Source organism: Cupriavidus sp. P-10 (assembly GCF_003402535.2).
Classification (GTDB): domain Bacteria; phylum Pseudomonadota; class Gammaproteobacteria; order Burkholderiales; family Burkholderiaceae; genus Cupriavidus.
This window is the reverse complement of sequence record NZ_AP025172.1, coordinates 184,373-202,843: the sequence shown is the minus strand read 5'-3', so window position 1 is coordinate 202,843 and position 18,471 is coordinate 184,373. Positions and strand designations below refer to the sequence as shown.

Sequence of the window (18,471 nt, the reverse complement as noted above, 5' to 3'; positions counted from 1 at the left end):
ACGGCTCCTTGGCACAAGCGCGTCGCTGCCACGGACAGATCTGAGAGCGCCAATCCTGCAGGATCGATCGTGGGTGCCAAAGGCCGACCCGTTCGGTGCCGCTTCGTGAGCGAAAGGTCCGAACGAGTTCGGCGGTAATATCCGGCAAGTTTAGTCGTTCGCAGGGTCCCCCTTTGACTTCAGCAGCACATGCCGACCTTCGCTGACGGTCCCGTTCTTGCCAACGGCGTAGAGCACGTAGTCGCCGGCAATCGCAAGCCCTGGCAGCGGCGGCGCGGTGACATCCAGTTTGCCGTCGTTCTGAACCCGGACCGGCAGCTTCACGTAGCGATTACCCCAAGTCCAGTTGTGGGTGATCGGGCCAGTACGAACCAGCGTCACCGATTCGACTTCAGTACCCGAGACGTCAAGCTTGAAGCTGTTGCCATAGTGGATGCTGTTTGGGCTCTTGGTGATGACCGGCTTCGCGCCCTTGAAGAAATACGGCGGCTTGTAGAACTCGATGACTGGTACCGCGGCGTCACGCTGCGCCTGCGTTTGGGGCGATCCCGGTATCAGGTTGACCCGGTTGCCTCCCATAACCCAAACGCCACCATTTGGCATAAGCAGCGCAGTGGAATGGTCATGCCGGGGTACCGGCGAAGTGGCCACGTCGGTCCTGCTGCCGTCGGCCGGATTGTACATCTGGTAGACCAGACTGTTGACGCCGTCATCGGCCCCACCAACGACCAGCAGCTTCCCGTCCGGCAGCGCGACGACATTGTTCTGCGAGACCGGCTGGACCAGGTTGGTAAGGGGCTTCCATTTTGGCGTCGCACTGGAGAAGTTGATGGTTTCCGCAACCGCCGATCCCGGTGTGTTGCCGCCATTGGATCCGCCGAACAGGAACACGTCCTGCAACCATGTGCCATCCGCGTTGATCGTTACCATGATGGCCCCGGCGCCACTGTCGTGGGCATTCTGCGCCGTATCAACATATTGCCAATGGTTTTGCGCCGGCGTGGCGATCAGGGGATCGGCCAGCGCGGCCTGGACATCGAACAGGTAGGTCTTGCCGCTGTAGAAGAACGGGTCATATCCGGTGATACTGAGCCCGCCCGTTTCCCCGGGCAAGGGCGGCACGACTTCGGATGTCACCGCGACCTTCCAGTCCTTCTCGCCAGGACCGGTCTGGACCACAAAGGCGCGCGGATACATTGGCAGCAGCTTGCGCGCACTCTCCAGCGCAACCGTGGTGTCCGTCTTGGGGTCATACACCTCCGGCACGGCCTGCCGTACCTTGGTGGCGCTCGCACCGGCCGGCCCGACGCTGGTATCCTGGTCCGAGCCGGACAGCACCAGGATCTTCCCATCGGGCAGGGTCACGGCGGTCGGGTACCACCGCTGGTACTTCAGGTCAGACGGAAGCCTTGGATCGGTGTTGTCCTCATTGAGCGGATTGCAATGTGACAGCATGCCGGTCGGGTCCGATTCAAAGCCTGACCTGACGCAGGGCGTAGGCCTGAATACCCATTGCTCGCTCTGGGGGTCGAATATGTTGACTTTCCTGCCGCCATTGTTGCCGCCCTTGTCATGCAGCCCGACTACGTAGATGCGGCCATCGATGCCGGCCACGTGGCCATTGCAGAACAGGTTGTATCCCAGTCCCCTGGAAAAGCCGGCGTCCGAAAAGAACGGTTCGGTATAGCTGATGTCCGCGCTGGTCAGGTCGGCGATAGCCGTCTTGGTGAATCTACCGGTATCGATCAGGGACTGCAGCCCACAGACATCGACGATCTGGGTGTTTTCCCGCTCGAGGTCAGCGCTGTAGCGCGACCACCCGCTTTCGTCGAGCTGCCCGAGCCCGAAGCCGCCCTGTACCAGGGTGATGTACTTCGGGTTGAATCCCGGGAAGCCACCGCCCTGCACCGGCGGATTGAGATAGTGCTTCGGCTTGTACTCCGATGGCCGCATCCAGATCAGCATCTTCGGACATTCCGCGTACTTTTTGTTCCATATCAGCGAGGTGTGGATGAAATCCTTGTGAACCGGAACCAGCCCGCTGTTTACCCCACATACTGCCGCACCCGCGGCAGGGCATGCCGCCGCCGCCGAAGCAGTACCGGCCGGCGCTGCGATAAGCCAGAACGAGCATGTGCCTGTCATCGCCAGTGACAGGGCCTTACGATGATTTGCCATACGACCTCCTTTGAGGTCATTACTTCAGGAATACGGTGAGAAGGCCTGCAGCTAGCTGCGTCCCCCGACCGAGAAAAAGCTGTTTCAACCAAGGTACTCGTGGCGCTCTCCTTAAATGAATCCTGTGGCGCGTTTGGCTATGCCCTGCACGGACGGAACATCCCGCCAGTCGTCGCAAGACAGAGGCGCGGGGAACGCCATCCTTGATTTCGGGCGAGCCGCTCCGATACTTCCTTCGGGCGGTAGCGTCACTGCCAACTTGAGCGGGCACCAGTGTCGCTGGCGCACGCCGGGCCTCTCCCCGGAATAGCAAATTGATCCAACAGGCGAAGCGAGATCGGTGCCAACCCGGCTAGCTGCTTGATTCTGTTGGAAATATCGCGGCAGAAGGATTGCCGGTCAGCGTGAATCGGAACCTTTGTTTCAGAAGGGAGACAAGCAAGTTGACGCTTGCATACGCGCCAGAGGTGACAATGCGCTGTCAGATACGTGCCGCCACCCACAACTCGAAGTCGCGCCAACCTACTCGTCGGCTACCGTGCAATAGTTACACGTGACAGCGCAAGCATTACAGGCATCAACCCAGGGAAACGATGCCAGACGAAGCTCCTTCGGCAGGATTTGCTGGCGTATTGAGAAGCATCATTCCAATCGCGACATCAACTGCCTGCGAGATTCCCGGGTGCCCGATGGCTCGTTGCGCGAGACGTCGTATGGCCACTGCCAGCGCGACCAGAGGCCAACTCCGATGATTCTTCGAAATTCGCTCGCTTCTCAACTCCAGTCGTGTTCCGGTCAGGTTTTCTCCTTTGAAACCAGCTGGTGTGCTCGATCGCACGGTCGCGGGCGGATGGACAACCGAAAGTGTTCTTGCGTCGAGCAGTGCAGCCGGACTCATTGAGGGGCCTCCTACACAGAATGCCGATGAAGTGCATTCCCGTCCCGCTCATGCCAGAAATCGCTACTGCCGGCATAGTTCCGCGCTAGATCAAGGCAACGGAAGGTGTGCTGAGTCCTCGGTGAGAACTACCAGCAAAGCTGGCCGACTCGACCGCGAGCGGTAGGATCAAGCTGTCACGCCAGCGAGTGTTCACCCTATAAGAGGGAACGAGTCATGCGGATGAAGATCGCCCGCAATGTGCTTTGGCTTGTTTTTGAGCGCGGGCTTCAAGTGGCATTCGGCATCGTCACGACTGGACTGATTGCACGCGCAGTCGGTCTGGAAGGCTTTGCCGAATTTCAGTACGCACAGTCCCTGGTGTTGATGGCTGCATCGATCGCACTAATCTGTGGCGGTGAAGTCGTTGTTCCGCGCCTTGTTGCACAGCCCACCCCGGACGCTCAACACAGGTTGCTCGCCCACGTGTTCGTCTTGCGAGAAACGGCGGCTGTGGTGGGCCGCGGCAAGCCTGTTGCGACTTTCTCGGCCAGGCTGACCCCAATGAGTTCTGCGCCGATCGCGCAGGTAAGCTGTTCAACTCGCATGGTCGATCGATGTCATTGCGGCTGGATGTTGTAGGTCTTCACCATGCGGGCGTTGCGATCGAAATCGGCGCGCAGATTCTGGCTGAGCTGGCCAAGGCTCTGCGGCTGCAGCGGCTCGAAGCCGAGCGCGGCAATCCGCTCCTGCACGCCGGGCCGGGAGCCTGCCTTGTAGACCGCGGCCTGGATCTTCTCGGTCAGATCGGCCGGCACCCTGGATGACACGAACACGCCGGTCCAGTTGCTGAAGTCAACATCCGGATAGCCCAGTTCGGCGAAGGTTGGCACCTGCGGGAGCATCGGCAAGCGCTGCCTGGCGGCCACGGCATAGGCCTTGAGCTTGCCCGCCTTGAGGTAGGGCAGCGACGTCACCATGCCGTCATACATCACGGCGATCTGCCCGCCCATCACCTGCGTCAGGGCTGGCGGCGATCCAGGGAACGGGATGTTCTGCAGATCCATCCCCGCCTTCTGGTTCATGATCATGCCGGCGTACTGCGAGGCCGTGCCCGGGCCGTAGGTGGCGAAGCTCAGGTTGCCCGGATGCGCCTTCACGTAGCTGATCAGCCCCGGCAGGTCTTTGGCCGGCAGGCTGGGCGCGCTGACGAGCAGCAGGGTCGACCTGGCCGCGGCGGCGACCGGCTTCACGTCCTTCATCGGATCGTAGGGCACCTTCATCACGTGGGGGATTTCCGCAAACACGTTGGTCGCCGACACCAGGATGGTCTGGCCATCGGGCGGCGCCGCCAGCAGTGCGCCGACCGCGATGGCGCCGCCGGCACCCGGCTTGTTGTCGACGACCACGGGCTGGCCCAGGTCCGCCGTCAGTTGTTCGGACAGCATGCGGGCCATCACGTCAATCGTGCCGCCGGCAGGTGCTGGCACCAGTACGCGCACTGGCTTGTTGGTCCACGCCATGGCGGCGGGCATGGCAAGTGCAAGGGCCGTCGCGGCGACGACGCGGCGCACGCGCAGAACGGCAGGTCGGTCTGACATCTTTGTCTCCATCTCGGTATATCCAGCAATGTGAGCTTGCTTTCGAGAGCGCAGGCGCCCCCCCACCCTCGCCTTGGAGAGGGTGGAAATGCGGCTGCGGCACGCATCGGAGGGGACTACTGAACCGCTTTAAGGCACCAGCACCGTGGCGCCGCTCGTCTGCCGGTTTTCCAGGGCGCGATGGGCCTGTGCGGCCTCTTCCAGCGCAAACTGCTGCTTCGGCTCGCTGGTGATCTTTCCGGCCATCACCATGTCGAATACCTCGTTGGCCATGGCAAGCATGTGCGAGCGCGGCGTGGCGTAATGCACCATGGCCGGACGCGTGACCCAGAGCGAGCCCTTTGCCGCGAGCGTGCGGCTGTCGATCTCGACCGGTCCTGAAGTCGTGCCGTTGCTGACCAGCGTGCCGCGTACCTGCAGGCAGGACAGCGAGGCGTCCAGCGTCGACTTGCCGACCGAATCGAACACCACCGGGACCTTCTTGCCGTCGGTGATTTCCATCACGCGATCGACGATGTTCTCGCGCGAGGTGACGATGACGTGCGCGCAGCCGTTGGCCCTGGCAAGCTCGGCCTTCTCGTCGGTGCTGACCGTCCCGATCATGTTTACGCCAAGCGCGCGTGCCCACTGGGAGGCGATCAGGCCCACGCCGCCGGCCGCGGCGTGATAGAGGATGGTTTCGCCGCCCTTGAGCGGATAAACCTGGCGGAACAGGTATTGCGCCGTCATCCCCTTCATGATGAGCGTCGAGGCGACGCGGTCGGAGACGCCGTCCGGCAGCGGGATCAGCCACTCGGCAGGCATGACCCGCACATCCGAGTAGGCGCCCTGCGGGCCGAGCAGGTAGCCCACGCGGTCGCCCGCGCGGATGTCGGTGACACCGGGGCCCACGGCCTCGACCACACCCACGGCGTCAGAGCCGAGGCCGTTGGGCAGGTCCAGCGGATAGTGGCCGGTGCGGAAATAGATATCGATGAAATTGACGGCGATGTAGCTGTGCCGCACACGCGCCTGACCGGGGCCCGGATCGCCGACTTCCACGGTCTCGAGCTTGAGGACATCAGCGCTGCCCGTCTCGTGAAACCGGATTGCCTTTGCCATGACTTGTCTCCTGAAATAATTGATTCATTGCGTCCGAGCGCGCCTGGGGCAATCCCACTACCCAGCGCGCCGGGGATTACATCGCTGTCTTGCCGCCATTGACTCCGAGAATCTGGCCCGTTATGTACCTGGACCGTGCAGACGCCAGGAACACGATGGCGTCGGCGACCTCCTCCGGGGTCCCGATGCGTCCTGCCGGGATCGTCGCGGCAACTGCCGCAACGTTGCCGGCGCCTCCCGCAATGCGATCCAGCATCCCGGTCTCGATCGGGCCAGGGGCAACCGCATTCACTCTCACATTCGATCTGGCCGCCTCGAGTGCGGCAGCCTTGGTCAAGCCCTCGATCGCATGCTTGCTGGCCACATACATCGGATTCTGTGCGTTGCCGCGGCTTCCCATGGTGGAGGAGAGGTTGATCACAACGCCCTCCTTCTGCTCCAGCATGACGCGCAGCTCGTACTTCATGCTCAGGAATGTTCCAAGCACATTCGCATCGAAGGTCGCGGCATAGGATTCAACCGTCTGGTCGACGATCGACCCTGGCGTGCCTTCGGTCCCTGCACTGTTCACAGCGACATCGAGCCGTCCGAAGCGGGTGACGGCATGCTCGACGAGTTGGCGGACCTGCGCCTCATTACCTACGTCAGCAGGCACGAACTCGGCCTCGGCACCGAGCTCCCGGAGTTGAGACACAAGTGCGGCGCCTGCAGTGGCATTGCGGCCGGAGCAAACCAGTTGCGCCCCATCGCGGCCAAATGCAAGCGCCGTTGCGCGGCCGATTCCAGACGTGGCTCCCGTAACGAGAACGACGGTACGAGTCATGGCATTCCCTCATTGAATCAAGTCAAAACAGATCGATCCAGTTGCAGCAATTCAGGCTGGCGTGCCCACATCAACCGGATCGATTCTTTGTCTGCGCCGTTGCAGGCTCAGGCTGCGCTGCGCAGCGGCACGTTCCTGACACCGGGCTTGCGGTTCGGGGTCATGCCGTTGGCGGCCAGGGTTTCATCGACATCGTTGTACCAGGTGCCGATGCGGTAGATTTCCCGCGCTTCCTTGCCATTGGCGATCTCGCGGCCCAGTTCCCTGGCGATACGCACGGTCTGCTGGATCTGCTGCACCGAGGTGAAGCGATTGCCGTGCTGATCGATGAGGGTATCCTCAATGCCGCAGCGCACGTGCATGCCCATTGCCAGCGCCATCGTGTTCCACGGCAGTACGTTCTTGAACAACGACTCGGAGGTGATGGTGCAGCCATCCGGCGCACGCTGGATGAAATCGAACAGGTTGTACGGGTGCGGTCCATGGTGGCCGCCACCGATGCCGATGCAGGTCAGGTTCAGCGGCCCCTTGTAGATGCCCCTGCGCACCATGCGGTCCAGCGTTTCGAGCGCATGCATGCCAACCAGCTGGAAGTGCGGCTGGATGCCGGCTTCCTGCAGGCGGCGCAGGTGCTCTTCCGCCCAGGCTGGGCCGGCCGGGACAACCATTTCACGGTACGCGTCGTAGACGGCCGGGTTGGCCATGTGCGTGTTCTCGTAGAACTCCGGGTAGATCAACTCCATGATGTTCATCTGGATGGTGTTGAGCGCTACCGTCACCTGGTCCGGCTTGGGGTCGAGGTCAGCCAGCGCGTGACGCGTGTCATCATCCAGCCACTTCGCGGCCTGGCCTTCATCTTCCGGCGCGAACGAGATCGAGCCGCCGACCTGGATGATCATGTCCGGCACCGCCTTGCGCACGCCGGCGATCAGTTCGTTGAACATGGACAGGCGCTTGGAGCCCTTGCCATCCGGCTCCCGCACGTGCAGGTGCAGCACGCTGGCGCCGGCTTCATAGCAATCCACCGCCTTCTGGATCTGCTCTTCCATGGTCACCGGGATGTCTTCCGGGAAATCTTCCGGCATCCACTCCGGGCCGTACGGGGCCACGGTGATGACCACCTTGTCCATGTTCTCCGGGTGCAGCGAATCATCCAGAAATTGCATTTCTATCTCCTTGTGCAGAATTTTGGTTATCGGCGCCGCCACGATTTGGGACGCCGGATCGGGCATCAATCAACGTAAATGACTTGTCGCAACTGGACTGCTCAGAATGATGACCTTGTTCCGAGGGGTTGCCATGGGGTTTCGTCTGTCGTCGATTTACGGGATTAGTCTAGTAATCCCGGGTTGGGCGTTGTCTCTCATTTCACGACATTCATGTCTCATTTCGTGACACAATGTCGGGGCATTCGGGTTTCTCCCGAGCGCACGGATCCGCGCTGCATCGGGTGAAGGAGAAGCAATGACTACATTGATTCGCACTGGCGTGCTGACCCACTATTTCAAGGTTGCGAAGCAATTGGGCCTTGAACCGCGGCCGTTGCTGCGCAAGCTGGGGTTGAGCGGCGAGATGCTTGCCGACCCGGAACACTGGATTTCCGGGAGTGCCGCCGTAACCTTGCTGGAAGCGTCAGCGCGACTCACGCAATGCCCGACGTTCGGGCTGCGTATGGCCGACCTGTGGCAGTTGTCCGACCTCGGCGTCGTCAGCGTATTGCTCACGCATCAAAGAACGCTGCGCGAAGCTCTTGGAACCATGATTCAGTATCGCCACCTGATGAATGAATTCCTGGTCATACGTATTGAGGAGACCGGCAGGAAGGTCATCGTGCGGGAGGACGTCGTCGCGGATGAAGCCGGGCCGACCATGCAGTCAGTCGAGCTGGCACTGGGCACACTGTCACGCATGTGCAGCACACTGATCGGCACGTCCTGGCATCCCCTGAGCGTCCATTTCACTCATGACGCTCCCGATGATCTGCGGCTGCACCGCCGCATCTTCGGGGGGAAGCTGGAGTTTGCAAGCGCTTTCAATGGCTTGATCTGCCGCGCTGCCGATCTGGACATGCCCAACCCGATTGCCGACCCCGTCATGGCACGCCACGCGCAACGCCTGCTTGCGGGCCTGCCGGGAGCCAACGAGCCGTCGATTGTGCTCGAGGTGCGCAAGGCTATCTACCTGATGCTTCCGGCAGGGCGCGCGACGATCGAGCAGGTTGCTCAGGGCCTGGGGATGAACGTGCGGACTCTGCAGCGCCAACTCGAAGGCGCTGGAAAGGTCTTCTCAGACATGGTCAATGGCGTACGGCGCGATCTCGTTACCCACTACATGGAGAACAGAAGTTACTCGCTTGGACGCATTGCCGAATCGCTTGGCTACTCTGCTTATGGCTCGTTCGTCCGTTGGTTCACGGCGCAGTTCGGCATGACGCCGACGCAGTGGCGCACTACCACGCTCCGAAATATAAGGTGAGCCGCGTGCCTATACGGTTTCATCCGCAGACATGGGCGAAGTCGTCGAGACGATCCAGCCGGTCTTACCGGAAGCGCACGGACCGATCACTTTCGCCGGGCCATCGCTCGAGCTTTTGGAAGACTACGACGCGACCGCGCTGGAGAAGGGGAGCCTGCGATGGCTGCCGGGACGACTACTCCTTCTCGATGCGCGTAGCGAGATAATCGATCAGCAGGCGCACATTCGGCAGCAAGCCTCGCCGAGAGGGGAAAACCGCATGAATGATGCCCCCTTTAGGCACCCAGCCGGGCAGGATGTCGATGAGCGTTCCATTATGCAGATCCTCTTCGACAACCATGCTTGGCAATTGAACGATACCGACGCCGTACTGCGCCGCCCGCCGCAGCGCGCTCATATCATCGGTGATGTACCGCGGTTGATGCCGTACATCCGCGCACATCCCTTCCGGCCCGACCAGTTGCCAAACGTGATTGCGAGGCGGTCCCCAGTCAAGACTCGGGATGCCGGCCAGATCGTCTGGATGCTTCGGTAACTCGTGTCCCTCGAGGAGGGCTGGACACGCGACAAGCCGCTGCCGACTCTCGGAGAGGACTCGCATAACCAGATCGCTGTTCTCCAATGGCGGGAAACGCACCCGCAGTGCCAGATCTAGTCGCTCCCCCATGACGTCGACACGGCGATTCGTCGCTTCGAGATGAACCTGGACCTTCGGATACTCAGCCATGAACTGCGCCACCAAACCAGCGACGCGGTACTCCAGCAATGCCGTCGGGCAGCTCATGCGTACGATGCCCTGCGGCTCGGAACGTTCTCGTTCCATGACCTCTCGTGCCGCTTCCGCCTCTACAAGGACCCCAATGCAGCGCTCATAGAACTCTCGGCCTGTTTCGGTCACGGAAAAGTGCCTCGTCGAGCGCTGCAGTAACCGGATCCCGTACTGCGCTTCCAGCGCCGCAATGCGCCGACTGAGCTTGGATTTTGGCATGCCTAGCGCGAGACCTGCCTGCGTGAACCCTCCGTGTTCCACCACTTTGGCGAAGTAGTAGAGGTCGTTCAGGTCGTCCATGACTGTTCCTTCAATAGAACACAGACGGCATGATACGAGACTACTTGGATGGCTCTTGCGAACATAAGATGCCTCCACGCTCGGAGATGACCAACAAATCCGCCCCTGAATACCCTGCCGGGGCAGCGTGGATATGACCTCTCCAAGGTAACTTTCCCACATGCGCTTCCGACGAAGCGCATTTCCAACCCATGCAAGGAGACCGCCATGACAACGCCCTATAAGCGCCTGGACAAGAACGATGCCGCCGTTTTGCTGGTAGACCATCAAACCGGGCTCCTGTCACTGGTGCGCGATATCGCCCCGGACAAGTTCAAGAACAACGTGCTAGCGTTGAGCGACCTCGCCAAATACTTCAACTTGCCGACCATCCTTACCACGAGCTTCGAGACCGGTCCCAATGGCCCGCTCGTGCCCGAACTCAAGACACAGTTCCCGGACGCGCCTTACATTCCTCGTCCTGGCCAGATCAACGCCTGGGACAATGAAGAATTTGTTAAAGCCGTCAAGGCAACAGGGAAGAAGCAACTCATCATCGCGGGCGTCGTCACGGAGGTTTGCGTCGCCTTTCCTGCGCTGTCGGCAATTGCCGAGGGTTACGACGTCTTCGTCGTCTCGGATGCCTCCGGCACCTTCGACGAGATCACGCGCAACGCCGCCTGGGAGCGCATGACAAAGGCCGGAGCTCAGTTGATGACGTGGTTCGGGGTCGCGTGCGAATTGCATCGCGACTGGCGCAATGACATCGAAGGACTCGGCGCGCTGTTCTCGAACCATATTCCTGACTATCGCAATCTCATGACCAGCTACTCGGTGCTGACGGCACAGAAATAAGGACGTCGATATTGTGAGCAGGCCGAAGCGCCGCCCTGGCCAGAACCGTGTCGCGCCATTTTGATCTGGCCTTTCGTCCGCTCCACACGTCCGGCGCGTTACGCCGGACGTAGTCCATACCTCAATATCCGCGTGCTGGATCGATGATGTTGTTCGCGGATTCGCCGGCGGAAACACGAAGAATATTTTCCGCAATCTGTCTTGCCGCGGATGAGGGAATCGCCACCGAAGCCAGGTGGGGTGTGATCAGCACATTGGGCATGCTCCACAGCGGATCCCCGGCCGGCAAAGGTTCGCGCTCGAAAACGTCCAGGGTTGCCCCGCCGATATGGCCGCTTTGAAGCAGGTCCGTCAGCGCCGCCTGATCGACCAGCGCGCCCCGCGCAACGTTGATGAAGGACGCGCCTCGCGGCAGCCGCTCGAGTCGCGCCCGATCCAGGATGCCGGCCGTCTGCGGCGTGAGCGGCAGCATCACGACGACAATGTCCGCCTGTCCGAGCACGGTGTCGAGCGTTTCCAGTCCGGCAAAGCATTCCACGCCTTCGATCTGCGCCGGGCTGCGCGACCAGCCGATCAACTTGAATCCCTGGCGCTGCAGTTCGTGGGCCGCTTTCGCGCCCAGCTGACCGAGTCCCAGAACCGCCACGCGGATATCTCCCGGGGAACGGGGATGACGGTAGGCCCACTCACCCCGCCGCTGTGCCTGCTCGAAGTACGGGATGTCCCGGGCGTGCCGCAGCACGGAGAACAGCACGTACCCCGCCATCATGCGCGCCATCTGCGGGTCCGTGAGCCGTGTGATCGGAATGCCCGGGGGAAGATCCTGCCGCTGAACCAGTGAATCAACCCCTGCCCCCAGATTGACGATCAGGCGCAGGTTCGTCATCCCGGAAAAAAATTGCTCCGGCGGTTTCCAGGCGAGCGCGTAGTGGATGTCGGCCGGCCGGGTGATTTCGCTGGAGTGAATAACCTTCAGATTCGGGAGCTGGGCCTGGAGCGCGCGCTTCCACGTGTCGAAATCGTCGAATGCACTGTAGAAGGCCAGCGCGCCCGAAGGGGTGACTTCAGAAATTGGCATCTTGAGGACCGCATTGAGAGAATTGGCAAGAACCGGCAGCGAAAGGACACCTTGCTGCCTGTCCGCGTGCGCATGGAAATCAGGCCGTTGCCCTGCCTTTCTGCACCAGCCGCGTGACGGCCTCGATGGCAAATTCGTAGCCGTCGCCGCCCAGCCCGGCGATCACGCCATGCGCGACCTTGGAGATGTAGGAATGGTGGCGGAACGACTCGCGCTTCCAGATGTTGCTCATATGGGTTTCGATGATCGGGCCGGGGAAAGCCAGCAAGGCATCGAGGATCGGAATCGACGAGTAGGTCAGGCCGGCCGCATTGATGATGATGCCGTCCGCCACGCCGCGCGCTTCCTGGATCCAGTCGACCAGCTGCCCCTCGTAGTTCGACTGCAAGAAGCGCAGGCCGGCATTCAGTGACTCGGCCTTTTGCTCGCATCGTGACTGCAGCACCGGAAAGCTGTCGCTGCCGTACGTCTTGTTGGCATCCAGGCCATAAAGATTGGCATTGGGCCCGTTCAGGAACCAGATGGTAATCCGTTCGCTCATGTTCTGACCTCGGTATCTCAACCTTCGGGGGGGCGCGTGGCCTGCATGGCGGGCAGGCTTTGGAAAGCCTCATTCCAGCGTGCCGCGTTGCCGTATTGGGCGCGCCAATCGAGTTCGGGAAACCGGAAGTCCAGGTACCCCAGCCCGCAGCCGATGGTGATTTCGCCGATGGTTGGCTGCGCTACCGCCAGGTCCGGTGCGATGGCGTCGATTGACTCGAGGCAGGCGCTGACTTTCGTCAGCAGCGCTTCGCGCCACGTGGGCCACTGGACTTCCTCGGGGCGCGCGGTCCGTTCGTAGCGCGCGAGCAGCGCGGCGTCGAGCAGGCCATCGCCCAGTGCCTGACGGGTCAGGGCCGTCCACCGCGCGGGACCGGAGACGGGAAAGATGTGCGCGGCGTCTGCGCGGCTAGCCAGGTACTCGCAGATCACCCGGCTGTCATAGATGGACTGGCCATTTTCCAGGATCAGCGTCGGGACTTTTGCGAGCGGGTTGTGGGCCGCGATACGCGGGTCGCGCCGCACCGGATGGGCGGCGCTGTCCAGCAGTTCGATGGACTCGACCTGCCCCGTCAGGTGTGCGCAGACCATGACCTTGCGCACGAATGGCGAAGTCGGAGCGAAAAGAAGTTTCAGCATGCTTGATTGGATGACAGGCTCTAGGGAATCAGGACCAGTTTGCCGAAGACCTTGCCGCTTTCCAGCATCTGGTGGGACGCGACCGCCTCCGCGAGCGGGAAGGTGGCGTGGACGCGGGGCCTGACCCGTCCGTTATTCAGCAGCGGGATCACATGGCGCGCAATGCTCTGGGCCATCCGGGTCTTTTCGTAATGGCTCTGGGGGCGCATGGTGGACGAATGCAGGCTCGCCTGGCGCTGCATCAGCGTCAGCAGTTCAACATTGACCGCCGAACCCTGCATGAAGGACAGGCTGACATGGCGGCCGCCGAAGGCCATGGCGGCAAGATTGCGGCGGATATAGTCGCCGCCTACGATATCGATGACGACGTCGACCCCTCGCCCATCGGTGTACGCCAGGCACGCCTCGGTGAAATCGGTGGTGGGCCAGCAGATCGTCGCATCGGCGCCCATCGCGCGCAGTTCCGGAAAACGGCTTTCGTCGTTGTCGGTGGCGATGACGGTTGCGCCGGCGGCATGCGCCATCCGGATCGCGAGCGTGCCGATACCGCCGGCTGCACCGTGAATCAGGACGGTCTCGCCCATGGCCAGGCGGCCCAACTCGAACAGGTTGTGCCACACGGTGAACAGCCCCTCGGGCAAGGCCGCTGCCTCGACATCGGAAAGCGTGCCGGGAACGATGAAGGACTGATCGACCGGCGCCGTACACCACTGTGCATAACCGCCGCCGGGCACCAGGCTCATCAGCCGCTGACCCATCAGCTGGCTGTCCACACCGGGACCGCAGGCGACCACTTCGCCGCACACTTCCAGGCCGAGCACGTCGGTGATGCCGGGCGCCGGCTTCGCGATACCGTGACGCTGCATGATGTCGGGCCGGTTGACGCCGGCGGCGAGCACGCGCAGCAGGACTTCGCCAGCACCGGGCTCGGGCAGGGGGCGGTCGGCCAGCGTCAATACACTGGCGTCGCCGGGTTCACGGGCGATGATGGCTTGCATGAAGCGCGGGAGACTGGTCATGGGTGTGTTTTCTCAGGCTGCGTTGTCTGACGCGTTGCGTGATGCCTTCGCGTTGCGATCTTGCCTCTGTTCCTACGTCCGCTTCTGCGGACTGAAAATGCTGACGCCATCATCAGGCAGCGCAAGTCCCGCAACGGAACCAATGGGCCATTGCTGCATGGCGCTCAGGCCCGCACTGCGCACCGTCACGACCTGACGCGCCGCCATGGGAATGTCCACGTCAATGAACGTATTGATGTGATCGCCCTGGTAGACGTGATTGATCACCGTGCCGCTCAACACCGATTCGGAATGCAGATTCTCTAGCTTGATGTGCTCCGGGCGCACGTACACGTCCAGCCTTTCCCCGTCGTGCGATGCGTCGGCCAGGCGGGCATGCGGGACGCTGATGAGCCCCGAGCCCAGACGCAATTGCACTGCCGTTGCCGTCTGGCCGTGATAGTGCCCCGGCAGGATGTTCACGTCGCCCAGGAAGGACGCCACGAACGGGTCTTGCGGGTTCTGATACAGGTCGGCCGGCGACGCGATCTGCCGAATGACGCCGTTCGACATCACCGCGATCCGGTCGGACATGGCCAGCGCCTCGCCCTGGTCGTGGGTGACGAAAACTGTAGTCAGGCCCAGGCGGCGCTGGATTTCCCGGATCTCCGCCTGCATGGAGCCGCGCAGGTTCTTGTCCAGGGCCGAGAAGGGCTCGTCCAGCAGCAGTACCTTGGGCTGGATCACCAGCGCCCGCGCCAGCGCGACGCGCTGCTGCTGGCCGCCCGAGAGCTCGCGGGGCTTGCGGTGCCCAAGGCCGCCGAGCTTTACCAGGTCCATTGACTGCTTCACGCGCTGCGCGATTTCGTCCTTGCTTACGCCGCGCATGCGCAGGCCATAGCCGATATTGCGCTCGACGGTCATGTGGGGAAAGAGCGCGTAGTTCTGGAAGACGATGCCGATCTGCCGCCTGTGCGGCGGTTCGCAGGTCACCGGCTGGCCATCGATGAAAATCTCGCCGGTGTCGGCCTCCGCAAAGCCGGCGATGAGGTTGAGGAGCGTCGTCTTGCCGCAGCCGGACGGTCCCAGCAAGGTGAGAAATTCACCGCGTCGTATCTTCAGCGAGAGCTCGTGCAGCACGATGTGGTCGTGATATTTCTTGACCACCCGTTCCAGGCTGACGGCGGTATCGGGCTGTGCGTGGCGTTGCTGTGCGGCAGGCTCGGAGTTGGCTACGTTCATAGTGGTACGGAGAGTGAGGACTATGCCGTGCTCCAGGCTTGGGCCCGATGACATCGAGGCCTAGCTGGTACTGGAAGGCAGCATAAGGCAAAGCGCCAGCATGGTGACTTTGCCGAAACTGATGCGGTCCCTCGGAAAAAACGAAATAGCCGCCTTCAGGCGCAGGCGACGCGGATGCGATGGCCCGGCACGCCTTGTGGTGCGCGGGTGCCCGGGTGGCGACGGCCGGCAATGCGGCACCCTTCGGCCGGCGCTTTACTTTTTCCTAAGCCATGAGTTTGAAAAACGTGATTTTCAAACGATGAGGGCTTCATCAAACTGGCCACTGTCGATGAGCGATGTCTCCAGGGCGCCAGTACGCCTTGCTGTCGATGCTTCCGTGCCGGGGCGACTGACCGGGGCGTCTAATCTTAGGAAACTCAAATGTCAGTGGAAAAAATCAACACCGTGGTGGTCGGTGCTGGCCAGGCGGGCATCGCCATGAGTGAGCACCTCGCGCATATGGATGTGCAGCATGTCGTGCTGGAACGCAGCCGAATCGCAGAGCGCTGGCGCTCCGAGCGTTGGGATTCTCTGGTTGCGAACGGACCGGCCTGGCATGACCGTTTTCCCGGGATGAGATTCGAAGGCATTTCGCCGGAGGCTTTTCCGCCGAAAGAGCGCATGGCCCAGTATTTCGAGAGCTACGCCGCCATGCTGAAAGCGCCGGTCCGTACCGGCGTGGAAGTCAAGCTGGTGGAGCGGCATCAAGGGCGTCCCGGCTTCAGGGTGACGACTTCCGAGGGCATCATCGAGGCAGACAACGTCGTTGCCGCAACTGGCCCGTTCCAGACGCCGGCCTATCCGAGGATCGTCCCTGAGAGCGAGAAAATCCAGCAGCTGCATTCCTCGACTTACAAGAATCCGCGCCAATTGGCGGAAGGCGCGGTGCTCGTGGTGGGCGCGGGCGCTTCCGGCTCGCAGATCGCCGAAGAACTGCGCCAGGCCGGGAAGACGGTTTATCTCTCGGTCGGCGAGCATTACCGCCCGCCGCGCGCGTACCGGGGCCGTGACTACTGCTGGTGGCTGGGCGCCCTCGGCCTGTGGGATGAAGTGAGGATCCGGCCCAAGAAGGCGCACGTCGCTTTCGCCGTGAGCGGCTATGAAGGCGGCAAGACCGTGGATTTCCGGCGACTGGCGCACGCGGGCATCAACCTGGTCGGCCTGACCCAAGCCTGCAAGGATGGCGTCATGACCTTCGAGCCAGGCCTGCCCGAAAACATCGCCGAAGGCGACCGCGCCTACTTCGACGTGCTGCGCGAAGCGGATGCCTATATCGAAGAGAATGGCCTGCCATTTCCGCCGGAACCTGACGCCTGGGAGCTGCTACCGGACCCGGAGTGCCTCAAGAACCCGATCCTCAGCCTCGATCTGGCTGAAGCCGGCATCACCACGATTCTCTGGGCGACCGGTTTCAAGTTCGATTTCAACTGGCTGAACGTGAAGAATGCCTTCGACGAGAAAGGCGATCCGTTCCACAAGCGCGGCATCTCCGCGGAGGGCGGCATCTATTTCCTTGGCCTGCCGAATCTGGTCAACCGGGCGTCGTCCTTCATCTATGGCGTCTGGCACGATGCGAAATACATCGCTGACCATATCGTGCTCCAGAACGGCTATATGACGTATCGGCGGTCTTGAGGCTGCACGGTGACCAGTCATTGGTAACTAGGTTGCACGGACGAGCTGCCGGATCGGGTGATCCGGCAGCTTTTTGTTTTTTCAAGGGAGACCCCATGGCCGAGATGACGTGCATCGAAGATCTGCGCAAGCTGGCAAGAAAGCGCGTGCCGCGCATGTTCTATGACTATGTCGACGGCGGTTCGTGGACCGAATATACCTACCGTGCCAACGAGGCGGATTTTCAGCGTATCGAATTCCGCCAGCGCGTGGCGGTCGACATTACCGAGCGCAGTACCACCAGCACCATGGTGGGCCAGCCGGTCAGCATGCCGGTGGCGATCGCGCCCACCGGATTGACCGGCATGCAGCACGCCGATGGAGAAATCCTGGCCGCTCGCGCGGCGAAGCAGCACGGCATCCCATTCACGTTGTCCACCATGAGCATTTGCTCGATCGAGGCGGTGGCCGAAGCGACCGGGCGCCATCCGTTCTGGTTTCAGCTGTATGTGCTGCGCGACCGGACATTTGTCGAAAGCCTGATCGGCCGTGCCAGGAATGCCAATTGCTCGGCGCTCGTGGTCACGATGGACCTGCAGGTCTTCGGCCAGCGGCACAAGGACAAGAAAAACGGTCTGTCGACGCCGCCCAGGCCGACCCTGCGCAATCTTGTGGACATGGCGAGCAAGCCGCGCTGGTGCATCGGCATGCTGGGTACCAGACATCGTCAGTTCGGCAATATCGTCGGGCATGCCAGGGGCGTCGACAATATCGGGTCGCTGGTGGAGTGGACGCAGGAGCAGTTCGATCCGTGCCTATCCTGGCAGGATATCGAATGGATCAAGCAGCGGTGGCATGGGAAGCTGATCGTCAAGGGCATCCAGGACCCCGAGGATGCGCGGCTGGCGGTGGAAAGCGGCGCCGATGCCATCATCGTGTCGAACCATGGCGGGCGCCAGCTGGATGGCGCCGCGTCATCGATCTCCACCTTACCGCGCATCGTCGAAGCCGTCGGGGATCGCGTGGAAGTCCACATGGATGGCGGCATCCGCTCGGGCCAGGATGTGCTCAAGGCTGTCGCGCTCGGGGCGCGTGGCACGTATATCGGTCGCGCCATGATGTATGGACTGGGCGCCCTCGGCGAGCAAGGCGTGACCATGGCCCTGAACATCATTCAGAACGAGCTCGATCTCTCCATGGCGTTTTGCGGCAAGACGGATATCCAGTCGGTCGACCGCAGCATCCTGCTGACGAAGTAAGACGCTTTCAGGAAAATCCTGGCGTCCGGTCCTCAGAACCGCTTCGCTGCATTTGGATAGCGTCTCCGAGGCGTCTGGGCCGAAGCTGGCCTGGACGCCAG

The 18,471-nt window shown here is 61.9% G+C and carries 17 protein-coding genes; 5 read left to right on the top strand and 12 right to left on the bottom strand.

Annotated features, from left to right (window positions below; genetic code table 11):
* Positions 1-150 precede the first annotated feature (150 nt).
* Positions 151-2,178, bottom strand: coding sequence for a kelch motif-containing protein (locus tag CTP10_RS30945; RefSeq protein ID WP_116318521.1), 2,028 nt, complete (start codon positions 2,176-2,178; stop codon positions 151-153).
* Between the two features lie 577 nt (positions 2,179-2,755).
* Positions 2,756-3,076 (bottom strand): hypothetical protein, encoded by a 321-nt coding sequence (locus CTP10_RS30940; protein WP_271816090.1) that lies wholly within the window; start codon positions 3,074-3,076, stop codon positions 2,756-2,758.
* A 222-nt stretch (positions 3,077-3,298) separates the two neighbouring features.
* On the opposite strand from CTP10_RS30940, the gene CTP10_RS30935 reads away from it, so the two are divergent.
* Complete coding sequence (locus CTP10_RS30935) at positions 3,299-3,697, top strand: hypothetical protein (protein ID WP_317921520.1); 399 nt, start codon at positions 3,299-3,301, stop codon at positions 3,695-3,697.
* On the opposite strand, the gene CTP10_RS30930 is transcribed toward CTP10_RS30935, so the two are convergent.
* The 4 genes from CTP10_RS30930 to CTP10_RS30915 all read right to left on the bottom strand — a co-directional run bounded on the left by CTP10_RS30930 (position 3,676) and on the right by CTP10_RS30915 (position 7,746).
* Entirely contained in the window at positions 3,676-4,656 is a 981-nt protein-coding gene (locus CTP10_RS30930) for a tripartite tricarboxylate transporter substrate binding protein (RefSeq protein WP_116318520.1), read from the bottom strand. The two genes, CTP10_RS30935 and CTP10_RS30930, sit on opposite strands and share 22 nt — an antisense overlap.
* A 129-nt stretch (positions 4,657-4,785) precedes the next feature.
* Positions 4,786-5,757, bottom strand: a complete 972-nt coding sequence (locus tag CTP10_RS30925; RefSeq protein ID WP_116318519.1) for a quinone oxidoreductase family protein — start codon at positions 5,755-5,757, stop codon at positions 4,786-4,788.
* 76 nt (positions 5,758-5,833) lie between these two features.
* Entirely contained in the window at positions 5,834-6,580 is a 747-nt protein-coding gene (locus CTP10_RS30920; protein WP_116318518.1) for an SDR family NAD(P)-dependent oxidoreductase, read from the bottom strand.
* A gap of 107 nt (positions 6,581-6,687) precedes the next feature.
* Positions 6,688-7,746 (bottom strand): 3-keto-5-aminohexanoate cleavage protein, encoded by a 1,059-nt coding sequence (locus CTP10_RS30915; RefSeq protein ID WP_116318517.1) that lies wholly within the window; start codon positions 7,744-7,746, stop codon positions 6,688-6,690.
* A gap of 298 nt (positions 7,747-8,044) precedes the next feature.
* Between CTP10_RS30915 and CTP10_RS30910 the strand changes: the two genes are divergently transcribed.
* On the top strand, positions 8,045-9,055 hold the full coding sequence (locus tag CTP10_RS30910; protein ID WP_116318516.1) for an AraC family transcriptional regulator: 1,011 nt from the start codon (positions 8,045-8,047) through the stop codon (positions 9,053-9,055).
* Positions 9,056-9,230: 175 nt separating this feature from the next.
* On the opposite strand, the gene CTP10_RS30905 is transcribed toward CTP10_RS30910, so the two are convergent.
* Entirely contained in the window at positions 9,231-10,124 is an 894-nt protein-coding gene (locus CTP10_RS30905) for a LysR substrate-binding domain-containing protein (protein ID WP_116318515.1), read from the bottom strand.
* A gap of 207 nt (positions 10,125-10,331) precedes the next feature.
* Between CTP10_RS30905 and ycaC the strand changes: the two genes are divergently transcribed.
* Positions 10,332-10,958 (top strand): isochorismate family cysteine hydrolase YcaC, encoded by a 627-nt coding sequence (gene ycaC, locus CTP10_RS30900; RefSeq protein WP_116318514.1) that lies wholly within the window; start codon positions 10,332-10,334, stop codon positions 10,956-10,958.
* A 121-nt stretch (positions 10,959-11,079) separates the two neighbouring features.
* On the opposite strand, the gene CTP10_RS30895 is transcribed toward ycaC, so the two are convergent.
* The 5 genes from CTP10_RS30895 to CTP10_RS30875 form a co-directional block, all read right to left on the bottom strand.
* Positions 11,080-12,036: a 2-hydroxyacid dehydrogenase gene (locus CTP10_RS30895; RefSeq protein ID WP_116318513.1), complete on the bottom strand. Its 957-nt coding sequence runs from the start codon at positions 12,034-12,036 to the stop codon at positions 11,080-11,082.
* Positions 12,037-12,115: 79 nt separating this feature from the next.
* Positions 12,116-12,577, bottom strand: coding sequence for a type II 3-dehydroquinate dehydratase (locus CTP10_RS30890; RefSeq protein WP_116318512.1), 462 nt, complete (start codon positions 12,575-12,577; stop codon positions 12,116-12,118).
* Between the two features lie 17 nt (positions 12,578-12,594).
* The gene (locus CTP10_RS30885; RefSeq protein WP_116318511.1) at positions 12,595-13,215 is read right to left on the bottom strand and encodes a glutathione S-transferase; all 621 of its coding nucleotides are present in this window, start codon (positions 13,213-13,215) and stop codon (positions 12,595-12,597) included.
* A 20-nt stretch (positions 13,216-13,235) separates the two neighbouring features.
* Entirely contained in the window at positions 13,236-14,213 is a 978-nt protein-coding gene (locus tag CTP10_RS30880) for an NAD(P)H-quinone oxidoreductase (protein ID WP_116318625.1), read from the bottom strand.
* A 93-nt stretch (positions 14,214-14,306) separates the two neighbouring features.
* Positions 14,307-15,455 (bottom strand): ABC transporter ATP-binding protein, encoded by a 1,149-nt coding sequence (locus CTP10_RS30875; protein ID WP_116318510.1) that lies wholly within the window; start codon positions 15,453-15,455, stop codon positions 14,307-14,309.
* A gap of 423 nt (positions 15,456-15,878) precedes the next feature.
* Between CTP10_RS30875 and CTP10_RS30870 the strand changes: the two genes are divergently transcribed.
* Positions 15,879-17,132, top strand: coding sequence for a flavin-containing monooxygenase (locus tag CTP10_RS30870; protein WP_116318509.1), 1,254 nt, complete (start codon positions 15,879-15,881; stop codon positions 17,130-17,132).
* Positions 17,133-17,227: 95 nt separating this feature from the next.
* A complete protein-coding gene (locus tag CTP10_RS30865) occupies positions 17,228-18,370 on the top strand; it encodes an alpha-hydroxy acid oxidase (protein WP_116318508.1) in 1,143 nt (380 codons plus the stop codon).
* The last annotated feature ends 101 nt before the right edge of the window (positions 18,371-18,471 follow it).